Origin of the sequence: Pedococcus bigeumensis, from assembly GCF_039531795.1 — a bacterium.
Classification (GTDB): Bacteria; Actinomycetota; Actinomycetes; order Actinomycetales; family Dermatophilaceae; genus Pedococcus; species Pedococcus bigeumensis.
Genome location: NZ_BAAAQS010000003.1, coordinates 945,542 through 960,322, shown reverse-complemented (window position 1 = coordinate 960,322; position 14,781 = coordinate 945,542). Strand labels below are relative to the sequence as shown.

General features: G+C 71.1%; 18 protein-coding genes. 11 read left to right on the top strand and 7 right to left on the bottom strand.

Features of this window, described 5'->3' with window-relative positions:
* Positions 1-38: 38 nt before the first annotated feature.
* Complete coding sequence (locus ABD262_RS15195) at positions 39-1,232, top strand: acyl-CoA dehydrogenase family protein (RefSeq protein ID WP_344137935.1); 1,194 nt, start codon at positions 39-41, stop codon at positions 1,230-1,232.
* Positions 1,233-1,238: 6 nt separating this feature from the next.
* Entirely contained in the window at positions 1,239-2,003 is a 765-nt protein-coding gene (locus tag ABD262_RS15190) for a 3-hydroxyacyl-CoA dehydrogenase (RefSeq protein ID WP_344137932.1), read from the top strand.
* On the opposite strand, the gene ABD262_RS15185 is transcribed toward ABD262_RS15190, so the two are convergent.
* On the bottom strand, positions 1,963-2,448 hold the full coding sequence (locus ABD262_RS15185) for a GNAT family N-acetyltransferase (RefSeq protein WP_344137929.1): 486 nt from the start codon (positions 2,446-2,448) through the stop codon (positions 1,963-1,965). The genes ABD262_RS15190 and ABD262_RS15185 overlap by 41 nt on opposite strands.
* A 342-nt stretch (positions 2,449-2,790) precedes the next feature.
* Positions 2,791-4,122, bottom strand: coding sequence for a 4-aminobutyrate--2-oxoglutarate transaminase (gene gabT, locus ABD262_RS15180; RefSeq protein ID WP_344137926.1), 1,332 nt, complete (start codon positions 4,120-4,122; stop codon positions 2,791-2,793).
* Positions 4,123-4,205: 83 nt separating this feature from the next.
* Here gabT and ligD point away from each other — a divergent pair, with 83 nt between their 5' ends.
* From ligD to ABD262_RS15145, 7 genes are all read left to right on the top strand, one after another.
* On the top strand, positions 4,206-5,177 hold the full coding sequence (gene ligD / locus ABD262_RS15175; protein WP_344137923.1) for a non-homologous end-joining DNA ligase: 972 nt from the start codon (positions 4,206-4,208) through the stop codon (positions 5,175-5,177).
* Positions 5,178-5,245: 68 nt separating this feature from the next.
* Complete coding sequence (locus ABD262_RS15170; protein WP_344137920.1) at positions 5,246-5,650, top strand: TOBE domain-containing protein; 405 nt, start codon at positions 5,246-5,248, stop codon at positions 5,648-5,650.
* Positions 5,647-6,465, top strand: a complete 819-nt coding sequence (modA, locus tag ABD262_RS15165) for a molybdate ABC transporter substrate-binding protein (RefSeq protein WP_344137917.1) — start codon at positions 5,647-5,649, stop codon at positions 6,463-6,465. Before ABD262_RS15170 ends, modA begins: the two co-directional genes overlap by 4 nt.
* Before the next feature lie 19 nt (positions 6,466-6,484).
* The gene (locus tag ABD262_RS15160; RefSeq protein WP_344137914.1) at positions 6,485-7,285 is read left to right on the top strand and encodes an ABC transporter permease; all 801 of its coding nucleotides are present in this window, start codon (positions 6,485-6,487) and stop codon (positions 7,283-7,285) included.
* Between the two features lie 13 nt (positions 7,286-7,298).
* Positions 7,299-8,351: a sulfate/molybdate ABC transporter ATP-binding protein gene (locus tag ABD262_RS15155; protein ID WP_344137911.1), complete on the top strand. Its 1,053-nt coding sequence runs from the start codon at positions 7,299-7,301 to the stop codon at positions 8,349-8,351.
* A gap of 173 nt (positions 8,352-8,524) precedes the next feature.
* Positions 8,525-9,265, top strand: a complete 741-nt coding sequence (locus ABD262_RS15150; RefSeq protein WP_344137908.1) for a calcium-binding protein — start codon at positions 8,525-8,527, stop codon at positions 9,263-9,265.
* Positions 9,266-9,361: 96 nt separating this feature from the next.
* Positions 9,362-10,033 carry a hypothetical protein gene (locus ABD262_RS15145; RefSeq protein ID WP_344137905.1) on the top strand — a complete coding sequence of 224 codons (672 nt, stop codon included), beginning with the start codon at positions 9,362-9,364 and terminating at the stop codon, positions 10,031-10,033.
* Here the strand turns inward: ABD262_RS15145 and ABD262_RS15140 are convergent.
* Positions 10,030-10,449 (bottom strand): VOC family protein, encoded by a 420-nt coding sequence (locus tag ABD262_RS15140; RefSeq protein WP_344137902.1) that lies wholly within the window; start codon positions 10,447-10,449, stop codon positions 10,030-10,032. The two genes, ABD262_RS15145 and ABD262_RS15140, sit on opposite strands and share 4 nt — an antisense overlap.
* Positions 10,450-10,548: 99 nt before the next feature.
* On the bottom strand, positions 10,549-10,782 hold the full coding sequence (locus ABD262_RS15135; protein ID WP_344137899.1) for a hypothetical protein: 234 nt from the start codon (positions 10,780-10,782) through the stop codon (positions 10,549-10,551).
* A 266-nt stretch (positions 10,783-11,048) separates the two neighbouring features.
* Between ABD262_RS15135 and ABD262_RS15130 the strand changes: the two genes are divergently transcribed.
* Positions 11,049-11,657 carry a PAS and ANTAR domain-containing protein gene (locus ABD262_RS15130; RefSeq protein ID WP_344137896.1) on the top strand — a complete coding sequence of 203 codons (609 nt, stop codon included), beginning with the start codon at positions 11,049-11,051 and terminating at the stop codon, positions 11,655-11,657.
* Between the two features lie 15 nt (positions 11,658-11,672).
* Here ABD262_RS15130 and ABD262_RS15125 read toward each other — a convergent pair whose 3' ends face one another.
* Positions 11,673-11,942, bottom strand: a complete 270-nt coding sequence (locus ABD262_RS15125) for a DUF7218 family protein (protein ID WP_344137893.1) — start codon at positions 11,940-11,942, stop codon at positions 11,673-11,675.
* A gap of 185 nt (positions 11,943-12,127) precedes the next feature.
* Here ABD262_RS15125 and ABD262_RS15120 point away from each other — a divergent pair, with 185 nt between their 5' ends.
* Entirely contained in the window at positions 12,128-12,829 is a 702-nt protein-coding gene (locus ABD262_RS15120; protein WP_344137890.1) for an HAD family hydrolase, read from the top strand.
* Between the two features lie 57 nt (positions 12,830-12,886).
* Here ABD262_RS15120 and ABD262_RS15115 read toward each other — a convergent pair whose 3' ends face one another.
* Together ABD262_RS15115 and ABD262_RS15110 are read right to left on the bottom strand one after the other, a co-directional pair.
* Positions 12,887-13,840: a TIGR03557 family F420-dependent LLM class oxidoreductase gene (locus ABD262_RS15115; protein WP_344137887.1), complete on the bottom strand. Its 954-nt coding sequence runs from the start codon at positions 13,838-13,840 to the stop codon at positions 12,887-12,889.
* Positions 13,837-14,652, bottom strand: coding sequence for a sigma-70 family RNA polymerase sigma factor (locus ABD262_RS15110; protein ID WP_344137884.1), 816 nt, complete (start codon positions 14,650-14,652; stop codon positions 13,837-13,839). The genes ABD262_RS15115 and ABD262_RS15110 overlap by 4 nt, the downstream gene beginning before the upstream one ends.
* Positions 14,653-14,781: the final 129 nt, after the last annotated feature.

Genomic DNA, 14,781 nt, shown 5'->3' with positions numbered 1-14,781 from the left:
ATTCAAGTACTAGGACGTCCTACTACTACCATCGGGGCATGCCTGTGACCCGTCTGATGCCCACCGAGGAGGGCCAGGACCTCATCGACCTCACGCGCGAGATCTGCCAGAAGGAGCTGCTCCCGCAGGTCTCCGACGCGGAGCGTCGGGCGGCCACGACCCCCGAGCTCCCGAGGGACGCGTTCCGGGTGCTGGGGCGGGCCGGGCTGCTCTCGCTCCCCTACCCCGAGGAGTTCGGCGGCGGCGGCCAGCCGTACGAGGTCTACCTGCAGGTCGTCGAGGAGATCGCCTCGGTGTGGATGTCGGTCGCCGTCGGCGTCTCGGTCCACTCCCTCACCTGCTACCCCGTCGCCACGTTCGGCTCGAGGGCCCAGCAGGAGGCGCTGCTCCCCGGCATGCTCTCCGGCGACCAGCTCGGCGCCTACTGCCTGTCCGAGCGCGGCTCTGGATCCGACGTCGCCTCGATGAGCACCAGGGCGACCGCCGACGACGAGGCCGACCCCACGGCATACACGCTCAAGGGCACCAAGGCCTGGATCAGCCACGCCGGCCACGCGGACTTCTACACCTCCTTCGTCCGCACGTCCGACGACGGCGGCCGCGGGCTGTCGTGCATCGTCGTGCCCGGTGACGCCGAGGGTCTCGCGTTCGGCTCCCCGGAGAAGAAGATGGGGCTGCACTGCGACACCGTGAGCGAGGTGCACTTCGAGGGCGTCCAGGTCCCTGCCGACCGGCTGGTCGGCGCGCCCGGCCAGGGCATGGCCATCGCGCTGTCAGCCCTCGACTCCGGACGTCTCGGGATCGCTGCTGCGGCAACGGGATTGGCGCAGGCCGCCCTCGACCACGCGGTCGCGTACGCCAAGGAGCGCGAGCAGTTCGGTCGCCCCATCGGCGACAACCAGGGGCTCGCGTTCCTGCTCGCCGACATGGAGGCAGCCGTCACGAGCGCCCGGGCGTCCTACCTGCACGCCGCGCGACTGCACGACGCCGGTCGCCCGTTCACCAAGGAGGCCGCCGTCGCCAAGCTCGTGTGCACCGACAACGCGATGCGTGTCACCACCGACGCGGTCCAGGTGCTCGGAGGCGCCGGCTACACCCAGGACTTCCCCCTGGAGCGCTTCATGCGCGAGGCCAAGGTGACCCAGATCTTCGAGGGCACCAACCAGATCCAGCGGCTCGTCATCAGCCGTCAGCTCCTGAAGCACTCGACCAGCTCGTCCAAGAGAGGCTGAGAAACCTTGCAGATCAACGAATCCACCGTCGCCCTCGTCACCGGCGGCGCCAGCGGCCTCGGCGGTGCCACCGTCCGTCGCCTGCATGCCGACGGTGCAGCTGTCGTGATCCTCGACCTCCCCTCGTCGCCCGGCGAGGCCCTGGCCGCCGAGCTCGGCGAGCGCGCGCGGTTCGTGGCGACGGACGTGCGCGACGAGGCCCAGGTGCAGGCGGCCATCGAGGTGGCCCGCGAGCTCGGCACGCTGCGGATCGTGGTCAACTGCGCGGGAGTCGGCACCCCCGGTCGGGTCGTCGGCAAGCGCGGGCCCCTGCCGCTCGAGGACTTCACCAACGTCGTCACGATCAACCTGATCGGCACGTTCAACGTCCTGCGCCTCACCGCTGCCGCGATGCTCGACAACGAGCCCCTCGACGGCGACCGTGGCGTCGTCGTCATGACCGCGTCCATCGCCGCCTACGACGGCCAGGTCGGACAAGCCGCGTATGCCGCGAGCAAGGGTGGCGTCGTCGGCCTCACCCTCAGCGCAGCGCGAGACCTGGCGGACAAGGGAATTCGCGTCATGACGATCGCTCCGGGGACGTTCGAGACGCCCATGCTCAGTGGGCTCCCCGGCGACGTCAAGGCCGTCCTCGAGGCTCAGGTGCCGCACCCGTCGCGGCTCGGCCACCCCGACGAGTACGCCAACCTGGTGCGCCACGTCGTCGACAACGCCATGCTCAACGGCGAGGTCATCCGGCTCGACGGCGCGCTCCGGATGCCCCCTCGCTGACGCGCTGGCCCGAGACCCGTTCGTACTCCAACAGCACGGGGTGCGGGACGAACGTCTCGAGCTTCTCGCGACCTGTGGGGCGCCACCCCAGTCGTTCGTAGAACCGCCGCGCGCGGTGGTTCTCGGCCAGGCACCAGAGGCGTCGGCTGGGGACGGCATCCACCAGCAGCACGGCCAGACCCGAGCCCCAGTGGTCGGGCCGGACCGCGAGGTGGAGCAGGGTGGTCGCGTCGAAGGCGGCGAAGGCCGTCAGCCCCTGGTCGTCCTCGCCCACCAGGGTCGTGGTCGCCGGGTCGGCGAGCACCTCGCGCCACCGGTCGAGCACGACCTGGTCCGGGTACGGATGGGTCTCGGGCGGGAAGACGTGCGCGAGCGCGACGAGGTTGGCGGCCCTCTCGAGGTCGCGCAGCGCCACCGCGTCGCGGCCGGTCGCATGCCTGAACATGCCCGCCATGCTGCCACGCGGCATACCCCGGGTCGTGCAGCGCGGAAAGTGGTCGCTGTCACCCTCTTGCGCGAGGCGGCCGGGATGAGCCACGATCAGCGGACCTCCTTCGGGAGGCCAGTCTCCTTCGGGAGACACGAGACCCGGCCAACTCATACTTGGCCGGGTCTCACCTTTTCTAACAGGGGAACCAGACCCGGCCGGTGACCGACACGCAACGGCCAGGTAAACAGTGGCCGGCCGCACGGTCGTGGCTGGGTGCTCACGACTGCGGTCGAGAGTGGACGACACGCTGGCGGCAATGGCCTCAGCCCAGCGTGTCGCGCACTCCCGACGACGGTGTCAGACGGACTCGGCGAACGCTTCCTCGAGGATGTCGAGCCCCTCCGAGAGCAGGTCGTCGCCGGCCGACAGCGGCGGCAGGAACCGGAAGACGTTGCCGAAGGTGCCGCAGGTGAGCGTGACCAGGCCGCGCGCGTGGCAGGCCTTGTTGACCCGTCCGGTGAGGTCGGCGTCGGGGGTCTTGTGCTCGAGGTCGCTGACCAGCTCGACCGCGAGCATCGCCCCGCGACCGCGGATGTCGCCGATGACGCCGTACTTGTCGGCGAGGGCCTCGAGCCGCGGGCGGAACAGCGCCTCGACCGCGCGAGCGCGTCCGGCCAGGTCGTCGACCTTCATCGTCTCGATCGCGGCCAGGGCGCTGGCGCACGCGACCGGGTTGCCGCCGTAGGTGCCCCCGAGGCCGCCGACGTGGATCTCGTCCATCACGTCGGCGCGACCCGTGAGCGCGGCCAGCGGCATGCCACCGGCGATGCCCTTGGCCGTGGTGATCAGGTCGGGCACGACGTCCTCGTGCTCGGAGGCGAACCAGTCGCCGGTGCGGCAGAACCCGGTCTGGACCTCGTCGGCGATGAACAGGATCCCCTGCTCGGTGCACCAGTCCGCGACCTTCTTCATGAACCCCGGGGCCGGCACGATGAACCCGCCCTCGCCCTGGATCGGCTCGAGGATGACGGCCGCCGTGTTGTCCTCCCCCACCTGCGCGTGCACGAGGTCGACGAACTCGGCGAAAGCCTCGTCGGCACACGCCTCCGGGCCGGTCGGCCAGCGGTAGGGGTAGGCCATCGGCACGCGGTAGATCTCGCTCGCGAACGGGCCGAAGCGGTGCTTGTAGGGCATGTTCTTCGCAGTCAGGCCCATGGTCAGGTTGGTGCGGCCGTGGTACGCGTGGTCGAACGCGACGATGCCCTGCCGCCCGGTGAAGTGACGCGCCACCTTGACGGCGTTCTCGACGGCCTCGGAGCCGGAGTTGAAGAGCGCGGAACGCTTCTCGTGGGTCCCGGGCGTGACCTCGGCCAGCACCTCGGCCACCTCGAGGTACTCCTCGTAGGGAGTGACCATGAAGCAGGTGTGGGTGAAGTCGTTGATCTGCGCGGTGACGGCGTCGATGACCCGCTGGTTGCCGTTGCCCACGGTCGTCACGGCGATCCCCGAACCGAAGTCGATCAGCTGGTTGCCGTCGACGTCGCGCAGGATGCCACCGGCCGCCTTCTCGATGTAGACGGGGAGACCGGTGCCCACGCCGGCGGACACGGCGGCGAGCTTGCGCTGCTGGAGGGCCTGGCTCTTGGGGCCGGGGATGCTGGTCGCGAGGATGCGCTTCTGTTCGAGCATGCGCCGAGCATACGACCGCCTCACCTCACCTGAGGTATGCCGCGGGAGTGCGCAGGCGGCATACCGACCCCTAGCGTGGGGGCATGGCAGCCAAGGCGAGCTCACCCGCGGTCGAGGTGGAGGTCGGCGAGCGCGAGGTGCGCATCACCAACCCCGACCGCGTCTACTTCCCGGCCCGCGGTGAGACCAAGCTCGACCTGGTCAGGTACTACCTCGCGGTCGGGGACGGGATCGTCAACTCCCTGCGGGAGCGGCCGTGCATGCTGCACCGGTTCCCCGAGGGCGTCTCCGGCGAGAAGGTGCACCAGAAGCGGGTCCCCCACGGAGCCCCGCCGTGGCTCGAGACGGTGCGAGTGACCTTCCCCCGCTGGAACCGCACGGCCGACGAGCTGTGCGTCACCGAGCTCGCGCACGTCATCTGGGCGGTGCAGATGTCGACGGTCGAGTTCCACCCCTGGAACAGCCGCCGGGCCGATGTCGAGAAGCCCGACGAGTGGCGGATCGACCTCGACCCCGGGCCCGACTGCCCCTGGGACCGCGTGCAGCGGGTGGCCCACGTGGCCCACGAGGTGCTCGACGAGCTGGGTGCCGTCGGGTGGCCGAAGACCAGCGGCGGGTCGGGCATGCACATCTACGTGCGGATCAAGCCCGAGTGGGGCTTCAAGGACGTGCGGCGTGGCGCGTTGGCGTTCGCCCGCGAGGTGGAGCGGCGGATGCCCGACGACGTCACCACGACCTGGTGGCGCAAGGACCGCGACCCCGCCGACCTCTTCGTCGACTACAACCAGAACGCGCGCGACCACACCATCGCCGCGGCCTACTCGGTGCGCGGCAACCCGATCGGCACGGTGTCGGCCCCGATCCGCTGGGACGAGGTGGACGACGTGGTCCCTGACGACTTCACCATCGCGACCATGCCGGCCCGCTACGCCGAGCTGGGCGACCTGCACGCCGGGATCGACGACGCGGTCTTCGAGATCGACCAGCTCATCGAGTGGGCGGACCGCGACGAGCGCGATGGCGCTGCCGAGCCGCCGGAGCCCGACACCGGCTGATCCGAGCAGCCGTTGCTGCGGTCCAAACTCGGCTCCACATCCGCAGGTGCGGAGGTAGAGTGCGGAACATGCCGCTGATGAGGATCAAGGATGCCGCGTCGTTCCTCGGCGTGAGCGACGACACCGTGCGTCGGTGGGTCGACAGCGGCGCCCTCGAAGCCGGCTCCGACGAAGCGGGGCGGATGGTCGTGGACGGTTACCGAGTGGCCCTGCTCGCCCGCGACCAGGCCCATGCGGTCGCCGACCCGAGCGGGGTCGGGCGCTCGGCCCGCAACCGGTTCGTGGGACTGGTCACCGACATCAAGCGCGACACCGTCATGGCCCAGGTCGAGATGCAGTGCGGTCCGTTCCGCGTCGTCTCGCTGATGAGCTCCGAGGCGGTCGACGACCTCGCGCTCGAGCTCGGGTCGGTCGCCATCGCCGTCGTGAAGTCCACCACCGTGATCGTCGAGACTCCCCAGGGAGCGTCATGACCACCCTGCGTCGCCGCCCCCTGCTCGCGCTGGCCACCGCCGGACTCCTGGCGACCGCCGCCTGCGCGTCGGGCTCCGCGACGGACGACGCGCGGCAGGGGGGCGGCTCCTCGTCGACCGCATCCGGCTCGGGCAGGCTGACGGGCACCGTCACGGTCTTCGCCGCCGCCTCGTTGACGAAGACGTTCACCGAGATCGGGGCCGAGTTCGAGAAGGCACACCCCGGCGTGCAGGTGAGGTTCAACTTCGCTGGCTCCTCCGACCTCGTCGCCCAGCTCCAGCAGGGCGCGCCGGCCGACGTCTTCGCCTCGGCCGACACCACGAACATGGCCAAGGCGACCGGCGACTCGCTGACGGCCGCGGCGCCGGTCGACTTCGCCTCCAACACCCTGGAGATCGCGGTGCCGCCCGGCAACCCGGCCGGGATCGCGAGCCTCGCCGACCTGGCCGCGCCCGGGGTGAAGGTGGTGCTCTGCGCGCCGGCGGTGCCGTGCGGGGCAGCCGCGGCCAAGGTCGAGGCGGCCGGGAAGGTCGACCTCAAGCCGGTCAGTGAGGAGCAGTCGGTCACCGACGTCCTCGGCAAGGTCACGTCCCAGGAGGCCGACGCGGGTCTGGTCTACGTCACCGACGTCAAGGCTGCGGGCGACGCCGTCGAGGGCGTCGAGCTCGCCGAGTCGGCAGCGGCCGTGAACACCTACCCGATCGCGACCCTCCGGGCCAGCAAGAACCCCGCGGCAGCCCAGGCCTTCCTCGAGGCCGTCACCGGCGAGCCCGGACGGCGCATCCTCGCAGCCGCCGGCTTCGCCCGGCCGTAGCGTGCGCGTCGCGCCCCAGGTGCCAGCCACGCCGCGAGGTCGACCGCGGCTGGGACTGCCCGGCTGGGTCTTCCTCCCCGCCGCGGTCGGCGGGGCGTTCGTCGTCCTGCCGCTGGTGGCGATGCTCACCCGGGTCGAGTGGGGCAGCTTCGGGTCGCTGGTCACCTCCGAGTCCTCGCGGGCCGCCCTGGCACTGAGCCTGCGCACCTCGCTGGCGAGCACCGTGCTGTGCATCCTGTTCGGCGTGCCGATGGCGTTGGTCCTCGCGCGTACCGAGTTCAGCGGACAGTCGATCGCCCGCTCGCTCGTGCTGCTGCCGCTCGTGCTTCCCCCTGTCGTCGGGGGCATAGCCCTGCTCTACACGTTCGGTCGCCGGGGTCTGCTCGGGCACACCATGGAGGTGCTGGGTCTGCAGATCGCGTTCTCCACCACCGCGGTCGTGATGGCCCAGACGTTCGTGGCGCTGCCCTTCCTCGTCGTCAGCCTCGAAGGTGCCCTGCGCACCGGCGGCCAGCGGTACGAGGAGGTGGCCGCGACGCTCGGCGCCCGACCCACCACGGTGTTCCTGCGCGTCACCCTCCCGCTCGTCCTGCCGGGACTCGCTTCCGGTGCGGTGCTGGCGTTCGCCCGGGCCCTCGGCGAGTTCGGCGCCACGATCACCTTCGCCGGCAGCCTGCAGGGAGTCACCCGCACGCTGCCGCTCGAGATCTACCTCCAGCGCGAGACCGATCCCCAGGCGGCCGTCGCCCTGTCACTGGTGCTCGTCGTCGTCGCCACGGTCGTGATCGCCCTCACCCGACGGTCGAGGACCGCGCTGTGACCTGGACGGCATCGTGAAGCTGGCGGCCCGCCTGGGCTTTCCCGAGCGCGACATCGACCTCGCGATCGACGTCGGGGCCGGGCGCACCCTTGCGCTGCTCGGTCCCAACGGCGCAGGCAAGTCCACGGCACTCGCCTCGATCGCGGGCCTCCTGCGTCCCGGGTCGGGGCACATCACCCTCGATGACCGGATCCTGTTCTCCCACAATGGCGATGGCGACCCCACGTGGGTCCCACCACACGCACGTGGAGTGGCGCTGCTCGCGCAGGAAGCCCGCCTGTTCCCTCACCTGTCGGTGCTCGACAACGTGGCCTTCGGCCCACGCAGCTCCGGTATGCCGCGTGGCCGGGCTCGCGAGCTGGCTCGCCACTGGCTGGCGCAGGTGGACGCGGAGGCGTTCGCCGACCGCCGGCCCGCGGCGCTCTCGGGCGGACAGGCCCAGCGGGTGGCCATCGCCCGTGCGCTGGCCACCGAGCCCCACCTGCTGCTGCTCGACGAGCCCCTGTCGGCGCTCGACGTCGACTCGGCCCCGGCCATCCGCCAGCTGCTGCGCCGGGTGCTCGAAGGTCGCACGACCATCGTGGTCACGCACGACATCCTCGACGCCGTGCTGCTGGCGGACGACGTCGCCGTGCTCGAGGGCGGACGGGTCGTCGAGGAGGGCCCGACCTCCCGGGTGCTGACCCGGCCCACCAGCCGGTTCGCAGCGCGCATCGCCGGCCTCAACCTCGTGCGCGGCACGGCCCACGGCACGACGGTCACCACGCCGGAGGGGCTGCACGTCGAGGGGCTGTCGGACGACGACCTGGCCGAGGGCTCGGCAGCCGTGGCGGTGTTCAGCCCGAGCGCGGTGGGCGTCTACCGGGTGGCACCATCGGGCAGCCCACGCAACGTCGTGCACGCGACCGTCACCGAGCTGGAGCCGCACGGACACCAGGTGCGCGTCCACACGGCACACCTCTCGGCAGACATCACCCCCGCGGCGCTGGCCGACCTCGCCCTGGCACCCGGCGCGGAGGTCGTGCTGACCGTCAAGGCGAGCGAAGTGGCCGTCTACCCGGCGTGAAGCTCGGCGGTCGTCCGGCCGGTGGGCAACGGCCCCCAGACCCGCAGACCCGCAGACCGCAGACCGCGTGACGGTCCCCGTCGTACTAGAACTTCTGCGCCATGACCGGCCGGATCGAGCGCGGGACGGTGGTCGATGGGCACACCGCGCCCGCTGACCAGGGAGGAAGCGTCATGCGAAGACTGCCGTTCATCACCACCGGGGCTCTGATCCTGAGCCTCGGACTCGCCTCGACCGCCTCGGCACAGGAGCCGGACCCGTGCCTGCTCGTCTTCGGTGTCGATGCCGCGACGATCGTCGGGACGGCTGGCCCCGACCGCATCCTCGGCACTCCTGGCCCGGACGTGATCCTCGCGGGAGCGGGTGACGACGTCGTCAACGGCGGCGGGGGTGACGACCTGATCTGCGGCGGCCCCGGCAATGACCGCCTCGACGGTGGCGACGGGAGCGACTTCATCCTCGGCGACACCGGGGAGACCTTCCTGCTGGGCAACCCGGCAGGGATGAACGTCCCCGGGGGTGACGACCAGCTGGTCGGAGGCGCCGGCGACGACCAGCTCGCCGGGGAGGGCGGGGCCGACCTGCTCCGAGCCGGTGACGGCAACGACTTCGCCACCGGGCAGATGGGTCCTGACGTCGTCATGGGTGACACGGGCGACGACGAGCTCTTCGGCGGCCCGGCCGACGACGTCGTCAACGGTGGCGCAGGCAATGACATCGTGGTCGGCAACTACGGGAGCGACACGCTGCTCGGCGGCACCGGGGACGACCTGATGACCGGCGACAACCCGGCACCCGTCCCGCCGGGCCCCAACTTCGACGTGTGCAACGGCCAACAGGGCAACGACTTCGCCGTCGAGGGGTCGTGCGAGCAGCTGAACCAGGTGGAGGCGACGGGTCCGCTTCCGGAGTGACCGCGGGCCACGCCGCAGGCGCAGCGTCGCCGGCGGCGTGGCTGCGCCTGACTCGCCGTCCCCCCACCCCGGGGGCTCGTCCACCATGATCTGCACATGGGGCACGGCGGAGACGGGGCAGACGGCGGAACCGGGGCAGACGGCGGAACCGGGGCAGACGGCGGAGACGGTGCAGAGGCGCGGAGCCGCGCCGGCTGGTGGGCGCCGGCGGCCGTCCTGGCGCTGACCGTCGCGCAGCTCGGCGTGGGCACGTTCGCGAGCAGCCTCCAGCAGTTCGAGGGCAAGGCCTTCGGGGCCCGGTTGGTCGCGTACCCCGTGATGATGCTGGTGGTGCCGGCGGCCTGGTGGCTGGTCCACCGCGGGCGCCGCGTCAGGGTGCCGTGGGCTGCCTTCGCCCTCGTCATGGCGCCGTTCCTGATCGACGTCACCGGCAACACCCTCGACCTCTACGACTCCGTGGCCTGGTGGGACGACGCCAACCACTTCGTCAACTGGGTCCTGCTCTGCGCTGGTCTCGGCGTGCTACTGCTGCATGGGATCCGGACACCGTGGACCCGGGTCCTGCTGGTCACCGGACTCGGTGCGGTGCTGGCCATCGGGTGGGAGCTCGGCGAGTGGTACACCTTCATCCGCCACGGCACCGAGCTCGACACGGCATACCAGGACACCTTGGGTGACGAGGCGCTCGGCACCCTCGGCGCGCTGGTGGCCGGGCTGGTCCTGCGCCGGCCAATGGCGCCGAGGGCGACGGAGCGCTCCGCCACCTAGGTGGCGGAGCCGGACGCTGCCGCCTCGCGCGCCGCGAGCCCGGCCGCGTAGTCGGGCAGCTCCTGGAGGGCGAAGTGGTTGCTGTCGGGGTCCTCGAAGTGGGTGAACCGACCCCACGGCAGGTCCTCCACCTCGGACACCTCGACGCCACGACCCTTGAGCTCCGCGTGAGCAGCGTCGGCGTCGGCGACCACGACCTGGATGTACTGCTTCATGCCCTCGCCCAGCATCGTCATCCCCGTGACGAAGCAGAAGGAGCAGGCCGAGCCGGGTGGCGTGATCTGGACGAAGCGCAGGCCCGCCTCCTCCACCACCTGGTCCTGGTCCGCCGGCCACCCCACGACGTCCTCGTAGAACGCCTTCGTGCGGTCGATGTCCGTGACGGAGATGGGGATGAGCTCGATCTTGTAGTCCATGGCCGGTCCTCTCGTCGCAACCTCTCCCTCGGAGGTTCTACCACCAGCCTAGGAAGACTTCCGGTCACTTCCTGACCGCAGGCGGATCGGCTCTTCCGGTCAGCTCGGTGACGTCGACTCGGGGCAGCGCCGGTGGAGCTCGTCGATGATCTCCTGCTCGCGGGCCAGGGCCGCCAGCCGCTCGCGACGCTTCGCACTCGGCTCCCGGGTGGCGTCCTCGAGGGCCGCGAGCTCGGTAAGCAGCTCGCGCACCGACGCAGCGGACCCGCCCTCGAGTGCCGTGCCGACCGGTGCGGCGTCGCTGTCTGCGACGGGCTTCATCAACTCGGTCATCAGGGCCTCCGGGGACGTCGTAGGAGATGCCCCGGCTGCTTGAAGCCCTGTGATCATCTTCCGAAATATCCCGTTCTGTCAACGCTTGACGCCATTCCGGAGGCGCTCCTGACGTGCCCAGACCGCTCCCGCCGACCGGGTCGGGGCACCCGGACGGACGATTTGCCGGGCCGCGCGCGCTCGGTGTCCTATGATGACGCCGGGTTAAAGAGCAGCCCTCTCGTTTCACTTCCGCTTTGTGAGCGGACACCTGTCACGGAGGACCCATGTCGGCGCCCGAGCCGAGCCCTGCCACCGATGGCTGCACGCAGGACCACCAGGTCGGTGGTGCGCCGCAGCCGACGCCATCGTCCACCCTCGGACGCTTCCGCTACGACACCCTCACCGACACCTGGTGGTGGTCCGCGGAGATGTTCGCCATCCACGGCCTGCGCGAGAGCGAGGCGCAGCCGACCACCGAGCTGATCCTCTCCTTCAAGCATCCCGACGACCACGCCGAGACCTCCGCGACGCTGCACCGCGCGCTGGCGACCGGGAAGCCCTTCACCCAGCCGCACCGGGTGGTGACCGCCGACGGCGCGGTGCGCCAGGTCATCTCGGTGGGCGAGGGGATCGTCCTGGGCGGACGCGTCGTCGCCCTGCACGGCTACCTGGTGGATGTCACCCAGGCCCTCGAACGCCAGGTGAAGCTCGACGTCTGGCAGGAGGCCTCCCAGGTGATCGAGCACCGCGCCGTGATCGAGCGCGCCAAGGGTGCCCTGATGGTGCGCTACGGCATCGACGCCGACGCCGCGTTCGAGCTGCTCAAGAGCTGGTCCAGCACCCGCAACGAGAAGCTCCGGGACGTGGCGCGTCAGGTGGTCGACAGCCTCTGAGCCCGCGCGGCCGGCTCAGTGGTTCCGCAGGGCCGTGATCAGCTCGGCCTTCGACATCGAGGACCGGCCCTCGATCCCGATCTCGCGGGCCCGCTTCATGAGGTCCTGCTTGGTCCAGTCGTCGTAGTCACCGCTGCGACCGCCCTTGGCCCCCACCGAACGCCGCGAGGTGTTCGCTGCGGCGTTGGAGATGCGGGCCGCCTTCTCCTTGCTGGCGCCGTCGTCGCGCAGCGCCTCGTACATCTCGGGGTCCTTCACGGACGGGCCGGGTTTGCGTGCAGGCATGGTGACCTCCTGTGCACTCGCTGCGGAGCGGTATGCCGGTGACGTGAGCGAGCGGGGCGCGCCACCACTGCTGGACCTACCCGACTCCACGGACGCCAAACGCGGGGGTTTGGGCCGCTGCAATCGGGGGCACGATGGAGGGAGCAAGTTCGACGGCCCGGTGGCACGGGCGCTGGGGAGGCACCATGTCAGACAGCCTGACGCGAGCGAGCGGGATCGTCTTCGACCTGGACGGCACCTTGGTCGACTCGACCTACGTGCACACGCTCTGCTGGTGGGAGGCCCTGCAGCAGTTCGGTCACGCCCGACCCATGGCCGCCGTGCACCACACCGTCGGGATGGGGGCCGACCACCTCCTCCACCACCTGCTGGGCGACGGGCGGGACCGGAGCCAGGACGGCGCGATCACGTCGGCCCACGACACCCTCTTCGGCACGTGGCACGAGCGGCTCCATCCCCTCCCCGCGGCCAGGGCGCTGTTGAACTGGTGCCGCGACGCCGGGCTGACCGTGGGCCTGGCCTCGTCCGGAGGCGGGCGTGACCTGTGGGCGATGCTGGAGGTGCTCGACCACCCCGACTTCGATGTCGTCGTCACCGCCGACGACGTGGACCCCGCCCGGCCCGACCCGGACGTGCTCGGCACCGTCCTGCTCCGCGCGGGGCTGGACGCCGAGGACGTGATGGTCGTGGGCGACTCGGTCTGGGACATGGTGGCCGCCACCAGGGTCGGCGCGGTGGCGATCGGCGTCGCGACCGGTGGGACGAGTGCGCCCGAGCTCGAGCACGCCGGCGCCGAGCTGACCTTCCAGGACCTCGCGGCCCTGCTCGACGCGCTCCAGGACGCCAGGCCGGCGCCGGTGCCGGGCATCTGGGAGCCCCACCCCTGAAAGCGGCCCCGACCTGGCCAGAGAGCGAGGTCGACGCCGGCTCCCCAGCTCGACAGCTCAGCGCACCTGGGGCAGGACGTGCTCCCCGTAGAACTCGATCATCTCGCGCCAGTGGGGTCCCATGTTGGCGACGAAGACCTCGTCGAACCCCGCCTCCGCATACGGCGCGAAGGCGTCCCGATGCTCCTGCGCGTCATTGCCGCAGACGACGGACTCGCCGGTGGCCTCCTTCGTGACCAGCGTCGAGGCCTGCTCGAAGTGCTTCGGGGACGGGAGCACCTGCGCGAGCTCGCCGGGCAGCCCGGAGTTCGCCCACAGGCGGTGGGCATGGTCGCGTCCCTCCTCGGCACTGTCGGCGAAGGCCACCTTGAGGCCGGCCATCGCCGGCGCCCGGTCGTCTCCCTTCAGCCGCCGGAACTCCGCGACCGACTCGCCGTCAGGCTGGGTGGTGATGAAGCCGTCCCCGATGCGGGCTGCGACCTCGAGGGCCTTCGGCCCGAACGCCGACACGTAGACCGGGGGCGGTTGGTCCGGGAGCGTGTAGATCCGGGCCGTGTCCACCGTGTAGTGCTCACCGGAGTGCGAGACCACCTTGCCGGTCCAGAGCTCACGCATCAGCCCCACGGCCTCCTCCAGCATCTCGAGGCGGCGTTCGGCGTGCGGCCACGGACCGCCGAGGATGTGCTCGTTGAGGGCCTCGCCGCTGCCGACGCCCAGGACGAACTTGCCGCCGAGCAGCGTCGCCGAGGTCGCGGCGGCCTGCGCCACGACGGCTGGGTGCAGGCGCACGGTCGGGCAGGTCACAGCCGTGGTCACGGGCAACGAGCACACCTGCGAGACTGCGCCGATCACCGACCACACGAACGGGCTCTGGCCCTGCTCGTCGTTCCACGGGTGGTAGTGGTCGCTGATCCACAGCCCGGAGAAGCCGGCCCGCTCGGCAAGGACCGCCTGCTCGACGAGGTCGTCGGGGCCGTACTCCTCGCAGGACAGGAAGTACCCGAGCTTCATGCCTGCACTCCTTCGACCTCGAGGCCCATGGCCGCGCGCAACCGTCGCACGATCGAGGCCAGCAGCCGTGACACCTGCATCTGGCTGACGCCGAGCACCTCGGCGATCTCCGACTGGGTCTGCTCCTCGACGAACCGGAGCCGGACGATCAGCAGGTCACGTTCTCCCAAGCCCACCAACGCATCCCGGAGCGCGTCACGGGCCACCACCACGTCGTCGAACCATCGCTCGTCGTCGGACGGCCGCGGGGCGTCGAGGGCGTCCAAGGGCATGGCGTGGTAGGCCATCGAGCACGAGCGCACCTCGCGGATCTCCTCGGTGGCCACGTCCAGCGCCCGGGCCAGCTCGAAGTCGGTGGGCTCCCGGAGCAGCACCTGGCGGAGCCTTTCCTGCTCCCCGGCCACCTCGGCGCGAAGCTCCTGCAGGCGTCGCGGTGGCCGCACCAGCCAGCCCTGGTCGCGGAAGTGCCGCTTGATCTCGCCGGAGATGGTCGGCACCGCGTATGCCGCGAAGCTCCTGCCCCGTCCGCAACGGTAGCCGTTCGCCGCCTTCACGAGGGCCATCCGGCCCACCTGGACGAGGTCGTCGGGCTCCATGCCGCGCCCCTGGTATCGCCGTGCCACTCCGTCGGCGAGGTCGAGGGTGAGGACGACCGCCTCACGGACCAGCTCACCCCGGCGCCATCGGTCGTGGCACGTCTCCACCTCGGCGAGGAGCTCCTCGGCCCGGGCGTGGTCCGGTGAGTCCGGTCCGGCGTGGTCGTGGCGCGCCGCAGGGAGTGCGGTGGTCGGGAGCGGTGTCGCGAGGGCCATGGCGGGCATCCCTTCGAGTGATGGGACACGGCACCGCTTTTGGACCGATGTGTCTGCCTTCACACAACCACCAGGTCCGCACCGGCGCAAGGGCAGACAGCGCTGGTCTGGTTGCCGGGAGCGAATCGG